Here is a 15,879-nt window from a genome sequence, read left to right as displayed (position 1 = left end):
CGTGATGGATCCGGACTGGCACGACGACGAGAAGTTGATCGAAGCCCTGCGGGACGCGCTGGCGTCCGCGGACGAAGTTCCGTCCGCCTTCGTCGAAGCCGGCAAGGCGGCGTTCGCATGGCGGACCATCGACGCCGAACTGGCGGCGCTCACCTACGACTCCGCACAGGATCCGATCGACGCCCTGGCGATCCGGTCGGAGAGCGCGATCCTGCGGTCGCTCACGTTCGCCTCGGACGGCTGGACGGTCGAGCTCGAGCTGACACCGACCGCGGTCCTGGGCCAGCTCGACCCGCCCGAGGTCGGCACGGTCACGGCCCGCGGCGACGGCGGCAAGCTGGCCGAGGCGGAGATCGACGAACTCGGGTTCTTCGTGCTCGGCCCGCCGCCGAACATTCCCTACCGCTTGGTGTGCACGACGCAATCCGGTACGACGATCCTCACCGGCTGGGTCACGCCCTAGGCCGGCGACTCAGGCTGCGAACACCTGGGAGTCGTCCGCGAACGCCTTGAATTCCAGGGCGTTTCCGGCCGGGTCGAGGAAGAACATCGTCCACTGCTCACCGGTCTGGCCCTGGAACCGCACGTACGGCTCGATCACGAACTCGGTGCCGGCTGCCTTGAGCCGCTCGGCGAAGGTCTGGAACTCGTCGACGGTCAGGATCAGCCCGAAATGTGGCACCGGTACGTCGTGCCCGTCGACCGGGTTGTGGATGCGCTTCGTCTTCTCCGGCGCGACGTGGGTGACGAACTGGTGGCCGCGCAGATTCCAGTCGATCCACGTGTCGGAGCTGCGGCCCTGTTCGAGGCCGAGCACCTCGCCGTAGAAGTGCCGGGCCGCGTCCAGGTCGTCGATCGGCATCGCGAGATGGAACCGGGGGATGGGCGAGTCGAGAACAGTCATAACTCCATTCAAGCAGTCGTTTCGTCCCGCTGCTCGACCTCGACGTGCGGGCGAGACTGCCAGAGCGCCCACTCCGCGCTGACATCTCCGGCGGTCCGCAGCAGCAACGGGAGGTGGTCGTGCAGGAGCGTGTCGACCGACGTCTCGGCAGCGTGCACGGTGACGTTCATCGCGGCCCGGACCGTCCCGGTGCCGTCGCGTACCGGCGCGGCGACCGAGCGGACGCCCGGCGCGAGCTCTTCGTCGGCCAGCGCCCAGCCGCGCGCCCGGATCTCGGTCAGCTCGTCACGCAGCTGGTCCGGGGTGCGGCCGATGTATGGCGGAAGTCCGGCGCGACTCGGCTGCGCGAGTACGTCGGCCAACTCGGCGGCGGACAGCGCCGAGAGCAGGACCTTGCCCTGCGAGGTCTGCGCGGCCGGGAACCTCGTGCCGATGTCGACGCGCAAGGCGATCAGCTTCGGTACCGACACGCGGGCGACGTACACGATGTCGGAGCCGTCGAGCTGCGCCATCGACGACGACTCGCCGGTGCGCGCGACCAGGGTCTCGAGGTGTGGCTTCGCGATGTCCCACAGGCCGAGCGAACCGACGTACGCCATGCCGAGCGTCAGCACCTTCGGCGTGAGCTGGAACGCGCCGCCGGTGGTGCGGACGAAGCCGAGTTCCTCCAGCGTCAGCAGCAGCCGGCGCGCGGTCGGACGGGCCAGGCCGGCGGCGGCCGCGACCTCGGTGAGCGACATCGTGCGGTGGTCCACGTCGAAGCAGGCGAGCACGTCCAGCCCACGAGCCAATGACTCGACGAAGTCCGGACCTGCGCCACGCCCTGCCATCAGTCGTCCTCCTGGTGATCGATTACGGCTCACCGAAGATGGTGCCACGCGCCTCGCGGGTCGAGTCGGACTTGTAGGCCGTGTACTGGTACGGGTTGTCGAGCACCTCGCCCTCCGGCAGTTCCGGGTTCATCCCGCTCCGCCAGGCGTCCTCGCCGAGCGCCGAGCGCAGGTGGTCGACGGTCGCCTCGACCTCACGGCGTACGGCGGGCAGGTCGCAACCCACCAGCTGGTGGTCCTGTTTCACGATGCGGCCGTCGACGATCACGGTGTGGACGTCGCCGCGCTGCGCCTGGAACGCCACCTGACCGTACGGATTGATCAGCGGGAAGGACACCGGCGACGCGTCGTTCTTGATCAGGATCACGTCGGCCTTCTTGCCCGGTTCGAGGCTGCCGAGGTCGTCGCGGCCGAGTGCGCGGGCGCCGCCGCGGGTGGCCCAGTCGACGACGTGCTCGGCGCGCAAATGGCTGTGCGTCACGGTCTCGCCCTTCATGTGCGCCTCGAGGTGCTCACGTGCCCGGTCCGCGCCGAGGGTGGTCCGCATCGCGCTGAACAGGTCGCCGCTCCACCACACGCTGGTGTCCATCGACAGCGACACCGGAATGTTGTGCCGGCGTACCTGCCAGGTGGGCGGGTAGCCCTGGCCGGCGCTCTGCTCGGACTCGGTAGAGACCGAGATCGAGCCGCCGGTCGCGGCGATCCGCTGGTACGAATCCGTGGTCAGAGTGGCCGCGTGCACGTAGATGTTCTGCGGCGTCATGAAGCCGTTCTCGTGCATCAGCTTGATGCCGTTGTCGTTGGTCGCACCCCAGACCCCCGCGTGGGTGGTGACACCGAGCCCCAGCTCGCGCGCGACCTCGAACGCGGACCGCTCCGGGAAGGCCGGGTCACCGGTCACGTCGAACGCCAGCTGCAGACCGAGCTGCTCGTCGTCCCGCAACCGCTCCAGGAACGCGCGCACCGACGGATCCGCGGACCACTCCCACGGCCCGGCCTGAATGTTGCCGTAGGCAAGGACGAACCGCCCGGGTACGGCTTTGAGCGCGTCGGCCGCGGCCTCGGCGTGGTCGACGCTCTGCAGCCCGTGCGACCAGTCGACCGTGGTGGTGACGCCGGCCTCGAGCGACTCCCACGCGGACGTCAGGTTGCCCGCGTGGATGTCCTCCGGCCGGAAGATCTTGCCGTGCTCCAGGTAGTACCAGACGAAGTACTGCGTGAGCGTCCAGTCGGCGCCGTACGCGCGCATCGCGGTCTGCCACATGTGCCGGTGGGTGTCGATCATGCCCGGCATCACGATGCCGCCGGACGCGTCGACGACTTGCGTGCCCTCAGGCGCATCGAGGCGTTGACCTGGTTGCCCGACGGCGGCGATCCGGTCGCCGTCGACCAGTACGTCGCCGTCCTGCACCACCGTGTGCTGGTCGTCCATCGTCAGCACGGTCCCGCCCCGCAACAGCACTGTGGTCATCGATGCCTCCAAGAAGTGCCCGGACATACGTCCGTATGACGGTCAACGGGGCGGTCAGGCTCATACTCTGAGTGCCGGTAGGCGGTGTCAAGGGTTCGTGGCGAGTGGTTGACAGGCTGGTCGCGGGCGTTTGAGACTGAGGCGCGGACAGATGTCCGTAAATGGCGTCGGGAGGTCGTGTGACGGGACCGCTGTCCGGGCTGCTGGTGGCCGACTTCTCGCGGATCCTGGCCGGTCCGTACGCGACCATGCTGCTCGCCGACCTCGGGGCCGACGTGGTCAAGGTCGAGTCTCCGGGCGGCGACGACACCCGGTCCTGGCAGCCGCCGGTCCGCGACGGCGTCTCGACGTACTACCTCGCGGTGAACCGGAACAAGCGGTCGATCGCGCTCGACCTGAAGGACCCGTCCGACCTCGCGGCGGCGCAGGAGCTGGCGCGTCGCGCGGACGTGCTGCTGGAGAACTTCCGGCCGGGCGGGCTGGCGCGCTTCGGGCTCGACTACGAAACCGTTGCCGAGGGCAACCCCAGACTGGTCTACGCGTCGATCAGCGGCTTCGGGTCCGGGCCGGGTGGCGCCGAGCTGCCCGGGTACGACCTGATCGTGCAGGCGATCTCCGGGTTGATGAGCCTGACCGGTGATCCTTCAGGTGAGCCGTATCGGGCGGGGATCTCGGTGTTCGACGTGATGGCCGGACTGCACGCGACGATCGGGGTGCTGTCGGCCCTCAACCTGCGCCACGAGACCGGGCGCGGCCAGCACGTCGAGGTGAACCTGCTGTCGTCGGCACTGTCCGGTCTGGTGAACCAGTCGAGCGCGTACGTCGCGGGCGGCGTCGTACCGCTGCGGATGGGGAACAGCCACCCGAGCCTGTTCCCGTACGAGCCGCTGCCGTGCGCGGACGGGGAGCTGATCATCACGGCCGGGAACAACGGGCAGTTCCGCAAGCTGGTGGAGGTTCTCGGCGTACCGGAGCTGGCCGACGACCCGCGCTTCGACCGGAACGAGAAGCGGACCGCCAATCGTGACGAGCTGCGGCCGCTGCTCGTCGACCGGTTGATGACGCGGACGAAGCTGGACTGGTTCCGCGACATCATCGCCGCCGGCGTGCCGTGCGGGCCGATCAACACGGTGGACGGTGGCGTGGCGTTCGCCGAGGACATCGGGCTGGATCCGGTGGTGACCGTCGGCGACATCCCGACGGTCCGCAATCCGATCACGTTCTCGGACAGCGCGGCGTCGTACCGGCTGCCCCCGCCGTCGCTGGACGAGCACGGCGCCGAGCTGAGGAAGTGGTTGTCCGAATGAGCGACGAACCGGTGTTCCCGACCTCGCTGGGTACGTCGACGGCCGACGAGATCCGCCTGCTCGGACAGGATCTCACCGCGGACCTGATGGGCAAGGTCGGATTCGGTGAGTTGGCATTCTGGCTGGTCGCCCTACGCCGTCCGACACCGTCCGAGACCCGGGTGTTCGAAGCGGTCCTGGTTGCGCTCGCGGACCACGGGTTCACACCGACGGCGATCGCCGCCCGGTTGACCTACCTGTCCGCGCCCGACTCGCTGCAGGGCGCACTAGCGGCCGGTCTGCTCGGCGGAGGGTCCCGCTTCCTCGGCGTCACCGAGGACTGCGGGATGTTCCTGCACGAGGCTATCGAGGATCGCGAGCTGCCGACGGATGACGCCGGCTGGGACGAGTTCGCGCTCGAGGTCGTGCGCGGGGTGCAGGGAAAGTACATCCCGGGGCTTGGGCATCCGGTGCACAAGGTGGAGGATCCGCGGACGCCGGTACTCATCGGCATCGCTCGTGAAGAAGGACTCGAGGGCCCGCACCTGAAGCTGTTCCAGGCGATCGGGCGGGTGCACGAGCAGGTCCTCGGACGCAAGCTGCCGCTGAACGGCGCCGGTGTCTGCGGTGCCGCGCTGGCCGACCTCGGTCTGCCGGTCGAGCTGCTGCGCGGATTCGCCTTGCTGGCAAGGGCTGCTGGTCTGCTCGGCCAGCTCGCCGAGGAACGCCGACGGCCCATCGGCATGGACGCCTACCTGACCGTCGATCGCAACGCCGTGTACGTCGATCCGGAATCCTGACACCAAGGAGCACCCACATGGCCATAGTCGCCGCGGTGATCGCCTCCACGCACCATCCGTTCTACTACCGCGCCAGTACCGCGACCGGCGCCGACCGGCCACCGTTCGCCGACGCGTGGGTGGCGAAGATCGAGGCCTTCCGGGAGACCCTGACGAAGGCGCGGCCGGACCTCCTGGTGATGGTCGGCAGCGATCACTTCCACCAGCTGTGGCTGGACAACATGCCCCAGTTCCTGGTCGGCAAGGCGCCGTACTTCGACGCGAACTGGTACAACGAGGAACGCGAGTTCGGCCTGCCGCGGATGCGGCTGGCCGGGGACGAGCAGCTCGCCGGGCACATCCTGCGGAACGGGCTGGACGCCGGGTTCGACCTTGCCTTCAGCAACGAACTGCGGATCGACCACAGCATCACGTGCCCGATCATCACGCTCCGCCCGGAGGCGGACCTGCCGATCGTGCCGATCTACACCAACATCTTCGCGCCGCCGTTGCCGCGGCCCGGACGGTTCGTCGAACTCGGCCGGACGATCCGGCAACTGGTCGAGTCGTGGCCGATCGACAAACGGGTCGCGATCATCGGCACCGGGCATCTGTCGCTGGAACTCGGCGGCCCGCGCCAGTTCGGCGCGCACGGCCCGGACCCGGAGTTCGACCGTAAGGCCGTCGACTGGATCGCGAGCGGCGACCTCGAGGGCTGCCTGGCGGAGGTGACGCTCGACAGCCTGCATCTGCCCGGCAACGCGACCCACGGCTTCATGGACTTCATGCTGATGATGGGCGTCGCCGGGGCCGGAGCGAAGGCGGATCACGTGGACTCGCTCGACCTGTTCCACACGATGGAGGCGTATTTCACCTGGTACCCGAACGGAGTGCCGGCATGAGCAAGTACCTGTTGAACAAGTTCCTGTACACCGTCGACCGGGATCCTTCGCTCGTCGAACGCTACCGCTCGGACGCAGCCGGGACGGTCAGCTGGTGGGAGCAGGAGATGGCGAACCAGCTGTTGAACTGCGCAGTGGCGGAGAAGTCGACCTGGCTGGAGTTCACCGACGAGGAGCGGCGCGCGTTGCGGGAGCACGATCACGTGGCGTTGTTCGGACTGGGTGCGCATCCGTTCCTGACGCTGACGTTGTTCATCGCGATGTTCGAGCGCGACCACGGGCCGCTCGAGTACCAGAAGGCGTACGGGCGTGCGCTGCAGCACCACGCGCTACCGTATCCGGACATCGCTACCTGAGGAGACCGCGTGCGAGCCGCTGTCCTGCACACTCACGGCGAGCCGCCGTCCCACGCCGAACACCCCGATCCCGTGGCCGGCGACGGGGTCTCGGTCGTCCGCGTCACCGCGGCCCCGATCGTGCCTCTCGACCTGCTGTGCGCTTCCGGTACGTCGTACTTCGGCCCGCCGGCGCTCCCGTACGTACCAGGTGTGCAAGGCGTCGGTGTGGTGGAGGAGTCCGCGACAGTTGCCCCCGGCACGCGAGTGTTCTTCGCGACCTCGGCCGGGATGGCGGCGGGCGACGGGAGTTTCGCGGAGCGGGCCGCCGTACCCGACGCCGATCTGATCGTGCTGGAGGCACCGGTGCGGGACGCGGCGGTCGCCGCGATCGGGCTGTCCGGGGTAGCCGGGTGGATGGTGTTGACCTGGCGGGCGCGGATTCAGGTGGGCGAGCGGGTGCTTGTGCTGGGAGGCGGCGGCGCGGTCGGGCAGGTGGCGATCGGAGCGGCGCGGGTGCTCGGAGCATCGCAGGTTGTCGCCGTCGTACGGTCGGATGCGTCGCGCGAGCGGGCGCTGGCGGCCGGTGCCGACGAGGTGGTTGCTCTGAGCACCGATGTCGACGAGTTGACGGGCCGGTTGGGCGAGCCGACGTACGACGTCGTGGTCGACTCGGTCTTCGGTGTCGCCGCGACGGCCGCCTCGCGGGTGCTCGCTCCGGGCGGCCGACTGGTGAACCTCGGTGGGTCGTCGAACGACGAGGCTGTGTTCTCGTCCGCGGTGCTGCGGAGCAAGTCGGCGAGCATCCTTGGTTACACCAACAACGCGCTCACCGCGGATCAACGCCGCGACGCGCTCACCGCCGTACTCCAGCACGCAGCCACCGGCGAGATCACCGTCGCGTACGAAACGGTGACCCTTGCCGACGTAGCCAGCGCCTGGAAGCGCCAGACGACCGGCAACACGCCCGGTCGTCTGGTCCTGACCTTCTCCTGAAACGTCAGCGGATGTTGGTGATCAGGCCGTAGGCCCGCGCGTCTTCGGCGGTGAGCACTCGGCCTGTTTCCAGGTCGGTGGTGACCTCGTCCGCCGGGCGGTTGGTTGCTTGGGCGATGAGGTCCCGGAGCCGGGCGGACTGCTGATCGTGTGCTTCGGAGAGCGCGGCCAGCTCGTTGGCCGTGCCCTCGGCGGTGAAGCGGGGCGCGGACAGGACGAACGTCGTGTGGTGGTGGGCCTCGCGTTGCTCGGCGGCGGCGAGTACGGCGATCGCGGGGCCGCGGACCGTGCCGCGGGCGATGGCGTGGACGGGGGCGCTGATCAGGTCGATCGCGGCCGCGACGGACAGGGCGGCCTCCAGTTCGGAGTCGGTCGACGACAGGTGCAGCGTCACCGGGTCGTTGCCCTGGGCATTCAGTAGGAGGAGCTGCGACGCGATGTGGTTCGCGAGGCTGTCGTCGAGGAGTCCGCCGATCAGGATCACCCGCTCCGCCAGCAACCGGTCGGCCAGCTCGCGCTCGAGCGTGATCGACGTCGGCTCGTACCAGGACGGCAGGATCGGTTGCGGCGCCGGCCGTTCGGGCGGCCCCGGAACCCCCGGCCGCGGCACCCCAGGAATCTCAGGCCACGGCCGCCCCGGAATCCCGGGACCCGGCTGAGTTGAGGCGGTTGGGTGTTGTTCGACGTACATGTATGTCCTCCTTCGACACCTCCACCCTGAGGCAGTGGGGGACTGGGGAGAAGGCTGTTCCGCTGTCAGCAGACGGGGAGCTTCGCGATCGCGGTGAGCAGCCGGTCCCAGAAGGCGTCCTGATCCAGGCCCACGGCGATCCGCGCGTTGGTGGGCCGGCCGGTGTAGCCGTCCAGGTCCACGACCGTCGCGCCCGCGGTCCACTCACCGGCTGTTTCGATCACCAGATTGGCCTCGACGCACCGGACGATCGCGGGATCGATCACCCGCGCCACCGCGACCGGATCGTGCAGCGGCGGCGCGGCGAACCCGAACAGCTCCCGGTACGTCGACGCGAAGAACGTCATCCATTCGCCGCAGATCCGCGCGAGGGGCGTCCCGATCCGCTCGAGCCGCGCGAGGACGTCGTCGGTCACCAGCGCCTGATGCGTCACGTTCAGCCCGCACATCGTGAACGGCACCCCCGAACGGACCACCACATCCGCCGCCTCCGGATCGACGTACGCGTTCGCCTCCGCGAGCGGTGCGATGTTGCCGCGCTCGGTGGATCCGCCCATCCAAACGATCTCGGTGATGTTCGCGGCCAGATCGGGCTCCTCGGTGAGCAGACGTGCGATATTCGTCAACGCCCCGGTCGCGACGACGGTGGCTTGCCGAGTTCGCAGTACGTCGACCAGCAGCTCATGAGCCGACGAAGCAGACTCCGGGACCGACGGCTCGTCCGTGAACTGCGGACCGTCGAGTCCAGTACGGCCGTGGACGTCGGCGGCGATGCGCAACCGGCGTACCAACGGCCGGTCGGCGCCCCGCGCGACGGGGATGTCGGACGCGCCCGCGAGGGAGAGGACGCGGCGCGCGTTCACGGTGCACTTGTCGACGGTCTGGTTGCCCGCGACGGTCGTCACGGCGAGCAGTTCGACGGCCGGATCGGCGACCGCGAGCAGGATCGCCAGCGCGTCGTCGTGCCCGGGATCGCAGTCGAGGATGAGAGGCGTGGCCATGCGCCAGGATACGTGGCACGGAGTTGTTGCTGGGTCCGTGACGATTCAGGTCCTATGTTGGCTTCATGAGCGAGAAGGAGCCGCCGGCGAAGGACGAGTCCAGCGCCGACCGGGGTCAGGGCGGGGACCAGGGGGACCGGAAGAACGACGGATCGCAGCGATCGCACAAGCCATGGCGGACCGAGGGGCTGCCGGCCGGGCACGGTGACGACGACAAGCCTCGCCGGCCGCGGTGGTGGAAGTGGGCCGCGTGGATCGTCGGTGGGTACCTGGTGCTGTTCCTGCTCACCACGATGCAGGACCAGATGTCCGGCGGCGAGCAGACCATCGCCTACACCGACTTCACCGCGCAGGTGCAGAAGCAGAACGTCGCCGAGATCTTCGCCCGCGGCGACACCATCGAGGGCCGGTTGAAGCAGGCCGCGGAGGTTCCGGGCAAGAGCGGGTCGACGTACACGAAGTTCACCACCGAGCGGCCGACGTTCGCCAACGACAACCTGTACGGCGACCTGCAGAAGGGCGGCGCCACGGTCCGGGCGACGCCGGTGGTCGCGCAGCGTGGCGTGCTCGTCAACCTGCTGATCTCGCTCGGCCCGTTCATCCTGATCGCCGCGTTCTACTTCTGGCTGTTCCGGCGGAGCCGGGCGGGCGGTGGCCTCGGCGGGCTGCTCGGCGGCGGCGCCGGCCGGCAGAAGAAGCCGGTCGACCCGAGCACCGTGCGCGTGACGTTTGCCGACGTCGCGGGGATCGACGAGGTCGAGTCCGAGATCGAGGAGGTCGTCGACTACCTGAAGGACCCGGAGAAGTACCGGCGGCTCGGGGCGCGGGCGCCGAAGGGCGTGCTGCTGGCCGGCGCGCCCGGGACCGGGAAGACGCTGCTCGCGCGGGCGACCGCGGGGGAGGCCGGGGTGCCGTTCTTCTCCGCGAGCGCCTCGGAGTTCATCGAGATGATCGTGGGCGTCGGCGCGAGCCGGGTGCGGGAGCTGTTCGGCGAGGCGCGGAAGGTGGCGCCGGCGATCATCTTCATCGACGAGATCGACACCATCGGGCGCGCCCGCGGCGGCGCCCGGTCGGTCGGCGGGCACGACGAGGGCGAGCAGACGCTGAACCAGATCCTCACCGAGATGGACGGGTTCTCCGGGACCGAGGGAGTCGTGGTGCTCGCCGCCACGAACCGTGCCGACGTCCTCGATCCGGCGCTGCTGCGGCCGGGCCGGTTCGACCGGACGATCACGGTGCACGCACCGGACCAGCCGGGCCGCGAGGCGATCCTGAAGGTGCACGCGCGCGGCAAGCCGCTCGCGCCGGACGCCGACCTGGCCGCGCTGTCCCGGTCCACGCCCGGGATGACTGGCGCCGATCTCGCCAACCTGCTGAACGAGGCGGCGCTCGCAGCGGCCCGGCAGGGCGAGTCGCAGATCAGTCACCGCGACCTGACCGACGCGCTGGAGAAGGTCCAGCTCGGGACCGCGCGGAACGTGGTCATGCCGGAGGAGGAGCGCCGGCGCACGGCGTACCACGAAGGCGGGCACGCCTTGCTCGGGATGATCCAGAAGGGTGCCGACCCGGTGCGGAAGGTGTCGATCATTCCGCGCGGGCGGGCGCTCGGGGTGACGCTGTCGACACCGGAGTCCGATCGGTACGGGTACGACGTGGACTATCTGCGCGGGCGGATCATCGGGGCGCTCGGCGGGATGGCGGCCGAGCAGGAGGTGCTCGGTGTCGTGACGACGGGCGCCGAGAGCGACCTGGAGACGGCGACCCGGATCGCCCGGTCGATGGTCGGGCGGTGGGGGATGTCGGACGCGATCGGTCCGGTGTCGATCCTTCCGGCCGAGGGTGACGCGCGTACGGCGGGAGTGTCGGACGAACTGCTCAACACCGTCGACGAGGAGGTACGCCGCCTGATCGAGCAGTGCTACGCCGAGGCCCGCCGCCTGCTCCGCGAGAACCGCCCCAAACTCGACTCGATCGCCGCCCAGCTCCTCGAACACGAAACCCTCGACGAAGCCGACGCCTACGCCGCCGCCGGCATCACCCACGCCCCCCCCACCCCCCCCGCAACCCCCGAACCCCAACCGGCCCCACGCGACCGCGCGTAACTCGGGACTGGAGACAGGCGACGGTGGGTGGCGACAAGCAATACCTTGTCGCCAACCACCGTTTGCTGTGCCCAGTCCGCCGGCACCGTACGGACCGTGGACGCTATCCGATCGTCACCGTCTGCTGCAGATCGTTGTAACCGGTGCTCGGCTGCCAGGTGCCGACGTTGGCCAGGCGGATCGAGTACTCGGGGCGAGAGGACAGGAGCGGATCCGGCAGGTTCAGCAGTACGCGGTACTTGCCGGGGACAGGCGGTGCGGCGACCTTCCAGTCGAGGTTGGTCGTCGTACCGCTTCCCCAGCGACGCGGATCGGCCGGGACGTCCACCTTGAACGTGTGCTTGGCGTTCTGGAAGATCAGCTGGACCTGGTGCGGGTTGTACGGCGCAGCCCAGCCGTCGTTGCGTACTTGCAGAGCGACCTCGACCTTGCCGCGCCGGCTCGTGACAGTGCTCTCGGTGAGCGCGAACCGGTAGCCGAGCTTCTGCTTCGCGACCTCGATGTTGGCGCCCCAGCTGCCGAGCACGTCCTTGTTGTAGTCGGTGTTCAGGTACGAGAAATGCAGCCGCGCCATCTCCGCCGACGCCGACTCCCACTCCGAGCGCGGGGGGTTCACCGTGCAGGTCTCGCCGCCCTCCGGCACATAGTTGGTGTCCTGGGCAACGAAATCCTTGTCGAGCTCGATCGGGTCGCTGAGATAGGTCCCGAAGTCGTCGGGGCTCGCCAGGAAGCAGTCGTTGTGATGCCCGATCCGGGCCGGCGGCGAACCGTCGTACGCCTGCTCCGCGGTCAGCGCACCCTCGGTCCCGGTCGGTACGTCGTACATCCGTTGCTTCATGTACGGCGTCCGCACCTGGATCATCCGGTCCTTCGGGAGGGCCTTCAGGAGCGCGTCGGTCACTGCCTTGCGGTCGGCCCAGTTCTGGTCCGAGACCTGGCTCGGGTCCTGCGGGTTGCTGAAGTGGTCGGTGTAGTAGCCCTCACCCCAGAGGCCGACGAAGCCGGACTGGACGACCTCGATCACGTCGGCGTTCTGGCGTAGCACCGGGGTGAGTTGCTGGATGTGCTTCAGGACCCGGGCGACCGGCGCGTCGCCGTACGGCGTCGGCGGTGGCCAGCCGGCTCCGGGCAGCGCGTACGCGAACCGGACGATCACCTTGACCCCGGCCGCGCGGGCGGTCCGGAAGTCGGCGCGGACCAAATCGAGGTATTGCTTGTCGATCACGTCCCGGCTCGCGAACTTCTCCAGGTAGAACACGCGGAGGATCTGCGTGATGTGCTCCTGGGTCCGGAAGTTCCGCAACGTGGTGACGTCGAGTGGGACGTAGCCGGTGTTGTCGGCCTTGTAGTGCGTCTCGGTGTGGTGATAGAACCCGCGCTCGGGGTTGGCGAACACCTCGTCGCTGGTCGTGTAGGTGCGAGCCGTCGCCGGGGCTTCGTGCGCCATGGCTGCCTGGGTCGGCAGCAACAGACCGATCGCCGCTAGGGCTGTGACAAGCCGTCTCATCTGAATCTCCTAGCTGACAGTGAGTGTGTGCAGGAGCGAGTTCATCCCGGTCGCCGCGTCCCACGTGCCTTGGTTCGCTAGACGGATCGAGTACTCGGGGCGAGTGGACAGGAGCGGATCCGGCAGGTTGAGCAACAGGGCGTACGAGCCGGCCGGAAGACTGCTGGGCACGGTGAGGGTCTGCGACACCGTGGTCGACGTACCCGCGGTCCAGCGGCGTGCGTCGGAGGAGATGGGGAGCTTGTAGGTGGAGCCGGTGGAGGTGTTCCGCAGCACCAGCTCGAGGTTTCGCGGGTTGAACGGCGTGGCGTAGCCGTCGTTGTGGACGGTGAAACTGATCGGCAGGCTGCCGCCGGGGGAGGCGGTGCCCGGGTAGGTGCCGGACTCCAGGCGGAAGCGGTAGCCGAGGTTCTTGGTGACCGTGGTCAGGCAGCCGCCGCTGTTCCACGAGTTGAGGACATTGGGCTCGTAGTCGGTGTTGAGGTACGACCAGTGGAACTGCGCGAGCTCAGCGGTCGCTGTCGGGCAGTTCGAGCGCGGTGCGTTCACACCACAGGTCTCGCCGCCCATCGCGACGTACGTCGTCTCCGCCTGCAGGTACGGGTACTCGACGGACGGGTTCTCGTACGTGCCGAAGTCGTCTGCGCTGGCGAGGAAGCAGTCGTTGTGGTGACCGATCCGGGACAGGCTCGATCCGTTGTAGGCGTCACCGGGCTGGACCGGGGTGGTCGAGTACATGGTCCGCTTGAACTTCGGCGTACGGAGCTGAATCATCCGCGTGGACGGCACGACGCTCAGCAGCTTGTCGGTGACGGCCTTGCGGTTCGCCCAGTCGGTGGCGGAGACAACGCCGGCGTTGCCGAAGTTCTGCGTGTAGTACCACTCACCCCAGGCGCCGATCAGACCGGCCTGGACGACGGCGATCACGTCCTTGCCCGCAGTCAGGTACGGCGCCAACTGGTCGAGATGCGCCAGGACACGGTCCTTCGTGGCGTCGTCGCCTGTGGTGGAGGTGGTGTACGCGAGGCGGAGGACCATCTTCAGACCGGCCGCGCGGACCGTGGCGAGCTGCTGCTGCAACTGGTCGAGAGCCGCTTGGGCGATCGGGCCGTTCTTGTACTCGGCGAGGTAGAAGACGCACATCACCAGCGAGATGCCCTGGCTGGTGCGGTAGGTCTCCAGGGTGGACTGAGAAAAGTCGGCTTTGTCGCAGTCACCCGTGTGGTGGTAGAAGCCGCGCTCGGGGTTGGCGAAGTTCTCCGTCGACGGGGTGTAGGTCACGCCGCCGCTGCTGCCACCGGTGTAGGTCTGCGTGTATTTCGTAGACGTCTCGAGCGGGGCCTCCGCCTGGAAGATCAGGTCGGCGTCGTTCGGTGTGGCGGTCTCGCCGAGGTCGGCGCGGTCGACCGTCCACTGGGCTACGCCGCCGGTGTTGGTGAAGGTGACCGCGCGGACCAGCGTCCAGCTCCAGCCGGTGCCGGTGTGCTGGTAGAGGCTGCCGTTCTCGAGGAGGTAGTCAGCACCGGTGCCTGCCTGGGCGAAACCGGTGGCGGGGTTGCGGTCCGTGTCGACGTACACGCGGAGGAACTGAGGGGTGCCGGTGTAGGAGAAGCGGTAGGTGACGGTCGTTGCGGTGTTGGTCGCGGTGGCGCCGCCGATCGTCGCGTGGGCAGGGGAGGACAGGACCGCGGCGAGCAGCGCGCCGGCGGTGGCGATGGCGGTGAACAGACGGTACGGACGCATCACGATGCTTCCTCTCGCTGGGCGGGGCGATGGGGATAATCATGGAGTCCAGGAAAATTATGTCAAGGTCTGAGGCCGGTGGTGATGGTCGACTCGACCTCGTCGAGCGCCAGCCGGACGGCGCCGAGCGCCACCCCTTCGTCGGCGAACGCCGATACCCGGATCTCCGGCGTCCGCAAGCACCACCGGTCCAGCTCGCGCCGCAACGGCTCCACCATCACGTCCGCCGACCGCGAAAACCCACCCCCGATCACCACCAACTGCGGATCCAGTGTCAGCACCAACGCCGACGCCCCCACCGCCAGATCCCGCACATACCCCTCAACCGCCGCCAGAGCCCCCCGATCACCCACCCGAGCCGCCACGAACACCCGTTCAAACCCGTCCACTCCGTCCGAGCTGTGACTGGTGGTCTGGGTGGTTGTATCGAGCCATTGGGTGAGATGTTCGGGGGCTTGCTGCCAGCCGGCGGCTGGGAGGGCGCCGATCTCGCCGGACCAGTTGGCGAAGCCTCGGTGGAGTTTGCCGTCGATGATCAGGCCGGCGCCGGTACGCAGGCCGGCGAGCAGGAACACGACGTCCTTCGCGTAGCGCGCGACCCCGCGCCAGGTCTCCGCCAGCGCTGCGAGCTTGCAGTCGTTCTCCACCCGCACCGGCCCCGGCGCGAGCCGCCGTACATGAGCACCCAGATCGACCCCGGTCCACTCCGGCAACGAATCGGACAGCATCACCTTCCCGGTCCCATCCACCAGCCCGGTCGTCGCCACCCCCGTCGCCCAAATCTCCCCGCCCGAACCCCCGGCGAGCGCTTTTGCCACGCAGCGGTCGAGGGCCGCGAGTCGCTCGCGCCGGCCGGCGTCGGCGGGGATCTCGATGCGGCTCTGGTTCAGCACCTCGCCGTCCAGGTCGGTGACCAGGGCGAGCGCCTTGTGTCCGCCGATGTCGATCCCGAGCAACCGCCCGGCCCCGGCGTTGAACCGGTACCGCCGAGCAGGCCGCCCGACCGACCCGGACGCGGGCGCCACCTCGGTCAGCCACCCGCGCCCGACCAGGTCCCGCGCCACGTCCTCGGTCGAAGCGCGCGACAGCCGTGTTCGCTTCGACAGTTCGGTGAGCGTCAGCGGCTGATCACCGCGCAACTCCCGCAGTACGGCGGACGCGTTGAGCTGCCGCAACCGCGAGAGGTCCCCGCCGGCGGGCTGTTCACTCATCGCGACCCTCCACATATCCCTGGACTCCTGGATAACTATAAGCATCCCGTTTGCGCGCGAGTCTCACCGTGTGAACGGGCGCGCCGGAAGTCTGTTGCACTCTCCTGACAACGTTGTACCG

15 protein-coding genes are annotated in these 15,879 nt (G+C 68.8%); 7 read left to right on the top strand and 8 right to left on the bottom strand.

The annotated features are described in order from the left end of the window. Window position 1: 1 nt before the first annotated feature. Window positions 2-463 carry a hypothetical protein gene (locus tag E0H50_RS33270; protein WP_131294968.1) on the top strand — a complete coding sequence of 154 codons (462 nt, stop codon included), beginning with the start codon at window positions 2-4 and terminating at the stop codon, window positions 461-463. Window positions 464-472: 9 nt separating this feature from the next. Here E0H50_RS33270 and E0H50_RS33265 read toward each other — a convergent pair whose 3' ends face one another. Genes E0H50_RS33265 through E0H50_RS33255 form a run of 3 tightly spaced genes read right to left on the bottom strand, consistent with a single transcriptional unit; the run spans window position 473 to window position 3,205 of the window. Continuing rightward, window positions 473-904 (bottom strand): VOC family protein, encoded by a 432-nt coding sequence (locus tag E0H50_RS33265; protein WP_131294967.1) that lies wholly within the window; start codon window positions 902-904, stop codon window positions 473-475. Between the two features lie 8 nt (window positions 905-912). Then, on the bottom strand, window positions 913-1,734 hold the full coding sequence (locus E0H50_RS33260) for an IclR family transcriptional regulator domain-containing protein (protein ID WP_131294966.1): 822 nt from the start codon (window positions 1,732-1,734) through the stop codon (window positions 913-915). 22 nt (window positions 1,735-1,756) lie between these two features. Continuing rightward, window positions 1,757-3,205, bottom strand: coding sequence for an amidohydrolase family protein (locus E0H50_RS33255; RefSeq protein WP_131294965.1), 1,449 nt, complete (start codon window positions 3,203-3,205; stop codon window positions 1,757-1,759). 179 nt (window positions 3,206-3,384) lie between these two features. On the opposite strand from E0H50_RS33255, the gene E0H50_RS33250 reads away from it, so the two are divergent. The 5 genes from E0H50_RS33250 to E0H50_RS33230 are packed head-to-tail and all read left to right on the top strand — an operon-like array spanning window position 3,385 to window position 7,503. Further along, a complete protein-coding gene (locus E0H50_RS33250; RefSeq protein ID WP_238151541.1) occupies window positions 3,385-4,512 on the top strand; it encodes a CaiB/BaiF CoA transferase family protein in 1,128 nt (375 codons plus the stop codon). Next, window positions 4,509-5,291 carry a citryl-CoA lyase gene (locus E0H50_RS33245; RefSeq protein WP_131294963.1) on the top strand — a complete coding sequence of 261 codons (783 nt, stop codon included), beginning with the start codon at window positions 4,509-4,511 and terminating at the stop codon, window positions 5,289-5,291. Before E0H50_RS33250 ends, E0H50_RS33245 begins: the two co-directional genes overlap by 4 nt. A 17-nt stretch (window positions 5,292-5,308) precedes the next feature. Next, window positions 5,309-6,172 (top strand): DODA-type extradiol aromatic ring-opening family dioxygenase, encoded by an 864-nt coding sequence (locus E0H50_RS33240; protein ID WP_131294962.1) that lies wholly within the window; start codon window positions 5,309-5,311, stop codon window positions 6,170-6,172. After that, entirely contained in the window at window positions 6,169-6,528 is a 360-nt protein-coding gene (locus tag E0H50_RS33235; RefSeq protein ID WP_131294961.1) for a hypothetical protein, read from the top strand. The genes E0H50_RS33240 and E0H50_RS33235 overlap by 4 nt, the downstream gene beginning before the upstream one ends. A gap of 9 nt (window positions 6,529-6,537) precedes the next feature. After that, window positions 6,538-7,503 carry a quinone oxidoreductase family protein gene (locus E0H50_RS33230; RefSeq protein ID WP_131294960.1) on the top strand — a complete coding sequence of 322 codons (966 nt, stop codon included), beginning with the start codon at window positions 6,538-6,540 and terminating at the stop codon, window positions 7,501-7,503. A gap of 4 nt (window positions 7,504-7,507) precedes the next feature. Here E0H50_RS33230 and E0H50_RS33225 read toward each other — a convergent pair whose 3' ends face one another. Together E0H50_RS33225 and E0H50_RS33220 are read right to left on the bottom strand one after the other, a co-directional pair. Then, a complete protein-coding gene (locus tag E0H50_RS33225) occupies window positions 7,508-8,113 on the bottom strand; it encodes a ClpP family protease (RefSeq protein ID WP_165547387.1) in 606 nt (201 codons plus the stop codon). A gap of 146 nt (window positions 8,114-8,259) precedes the next feature. Beyond that, window positions 8,260-9,195, bottom strand: a complete 936-nt coding sequence (locus E0H50_RS33220; protein ID WP_131294958.1) for a nucleoside hydrolase — start codon at window positions 9,193-9,195, stop codon at window positions 8,260-8,262. Window positions 9,196-9,260: 65 nt separating this feature from the next. Here E0H50_RS33220 and ftsH point away from each other — a divergent pair, with 65 nt between their 5' ends. Further along, on the top strand, window positions 9,261-11,297 hold the full coding sequence (ftsH, locus tag E0H50_RS33215) for an ATP-dependent zinc metalloprotease FtsH (RefSeq protein ID WP_131294957.1): 2,037 nt from the start codon (window positions 9,261-9,263) through the stop codon (window positions 11,295-11,297). Between the two features lie 103 nt (window positions 11,298-11,400). Here the strand turns inward: ftsH and E0H50_RS33210 are convergent, their stop codons facing one another. From E0H50_RS33210 to E0H50_RS33200, 3 genes are all read right to left on the bottom strand, one after another. Continuing rightward, entirely contained in the window at window positions 11,401-12,804 is a 1,404-nt protein-coding gene (locus E0H50_RS33210; protein WP_131294956.1) for a DUF4832 domain-containing protein, read from the bottom strand. 9 nt (window positions 12,805-12,813) lie between these two features. Next, a complete protein-coding gene (locus E0H50_RS33205; protein ID WP_131294955.1) occupies window positions 12,814-14,547 on the bottom strand; it encodes a DUF4832 domain-containing protein in 1,734 nt (577 codons plus the stop codon). 62 nt (window positions 14,548-14,609) lie between these two features. After that, window positions 14,610-15,758 carry an ROK family transcriptional regulator gene (locus E0H50_RS33200; protein WP_131294954.1) on the bottom strand — a complete coding sequence of 383 codons (1,149 nt, stop codon included), beginning with the start codon at window positions 15,756-15,758 and terminating at the stop codon, window positions 14,610-14,612. Window positions 15,759-15,879 lie beyond the last annotated feature (121 nt).

The organism is Kribbella sindirgiensis, assembly GCF_004331435.1.
Lineage (GTDB): Bacteria > Actinomycetota > Actinomycetes > Propionibacteriales > Kribbellaceae > Kribbella > Kribbella sindirgiensis.
This window is presented reverse-complemented; position numbering and strand designations above follow the sequence as displayed.

What these genes read in the sequence shown, in the direction of transcription:
- E0H50_RS33205 (WP_131294955.1), bottom strand. Translation starts at nt 14,547, where the DNA reads ATGCGTCCGTACCGTCTGTTCACCGCCATCGCCACCGCCGGCGCGCTG.
- E0H50_RS33235 (WP_131294961.1), top strand. Translation starts at nt 6,169, where the DNA reads ATGAGCAAGTACCTGTTGAACAAGTTCCTGTACACCGTCGACCGGGAT.
- E0H50_RS33220 (WP_131294958.1), bottom strand. Translation starts at nt 9,195, where the DNA reads ATGGCCACGCCTCTCATCCTCGACTGCGATCCCGGGCACGACGACGCG.
- E0H50_RS33240 (WP_131294962.1), top strand. Translation starts at nt 5,309, where the DNA reads ATGGCCATAGTCGCCGCGGTGATCGCCTCCACGCACCATCCGTTCTAC.
- E0H50_RS33255 (WP_131294965.1), bottom strand. Translation starts at nt 3,205, where the DNA reads ATGACCACAGTGCTGTTGCGGGGCGGGACCGTGCTGACGATGGACGAC.
- ftsH (WP_131294957.1), top strand. Translation starts at nt 9,261, where the DNA reads ATGAGCGAGAAGGAGCCGCCGGCGAAGGACGAGTCCAGCGCCGACCGG.
- E0H50_RS33260 (WP_131294966.1), bottom strand. Translation starts at nt 1,734, where the DNA reads ATGGCAGGGCGTGGCGCAGGTCCGGACTTCGTCGAGTCATTGGCTCGT.
- E0H50_RS33245 (WP_131294963.1), top strand. Translation starts at nt 4,509, where the DNA reads ATGAGCGACGAACCGGTGTTCCCGACCTCGCTGGGTACGTCGACGGCC.
- E0H50_RS33210 (WP_131294956.1), bottom strand. Translation starts at nt 12,804, where the DNA reads ATGAGACGGCTTGTCACAGCCCTAGCGGCGATCGGTCTGTTGCTGCCG.
- E0H50_RS33200 (WP_131294954.1), bottom strand. Translation starts at nt 15,758, where the DNA reads ATGAGTGAACAGCCCGCCGGCGGGGACCTCTCGCGGTTGCGGCAGCTC.
- E0H50_RS33265 (WP_131294967.1), bottom strand. Translation starts at nt 904, where the DNA reads ATGACTGTTCTCGACTCGCCCATCCCCCGGTTCCATCTCGCGATGCCG.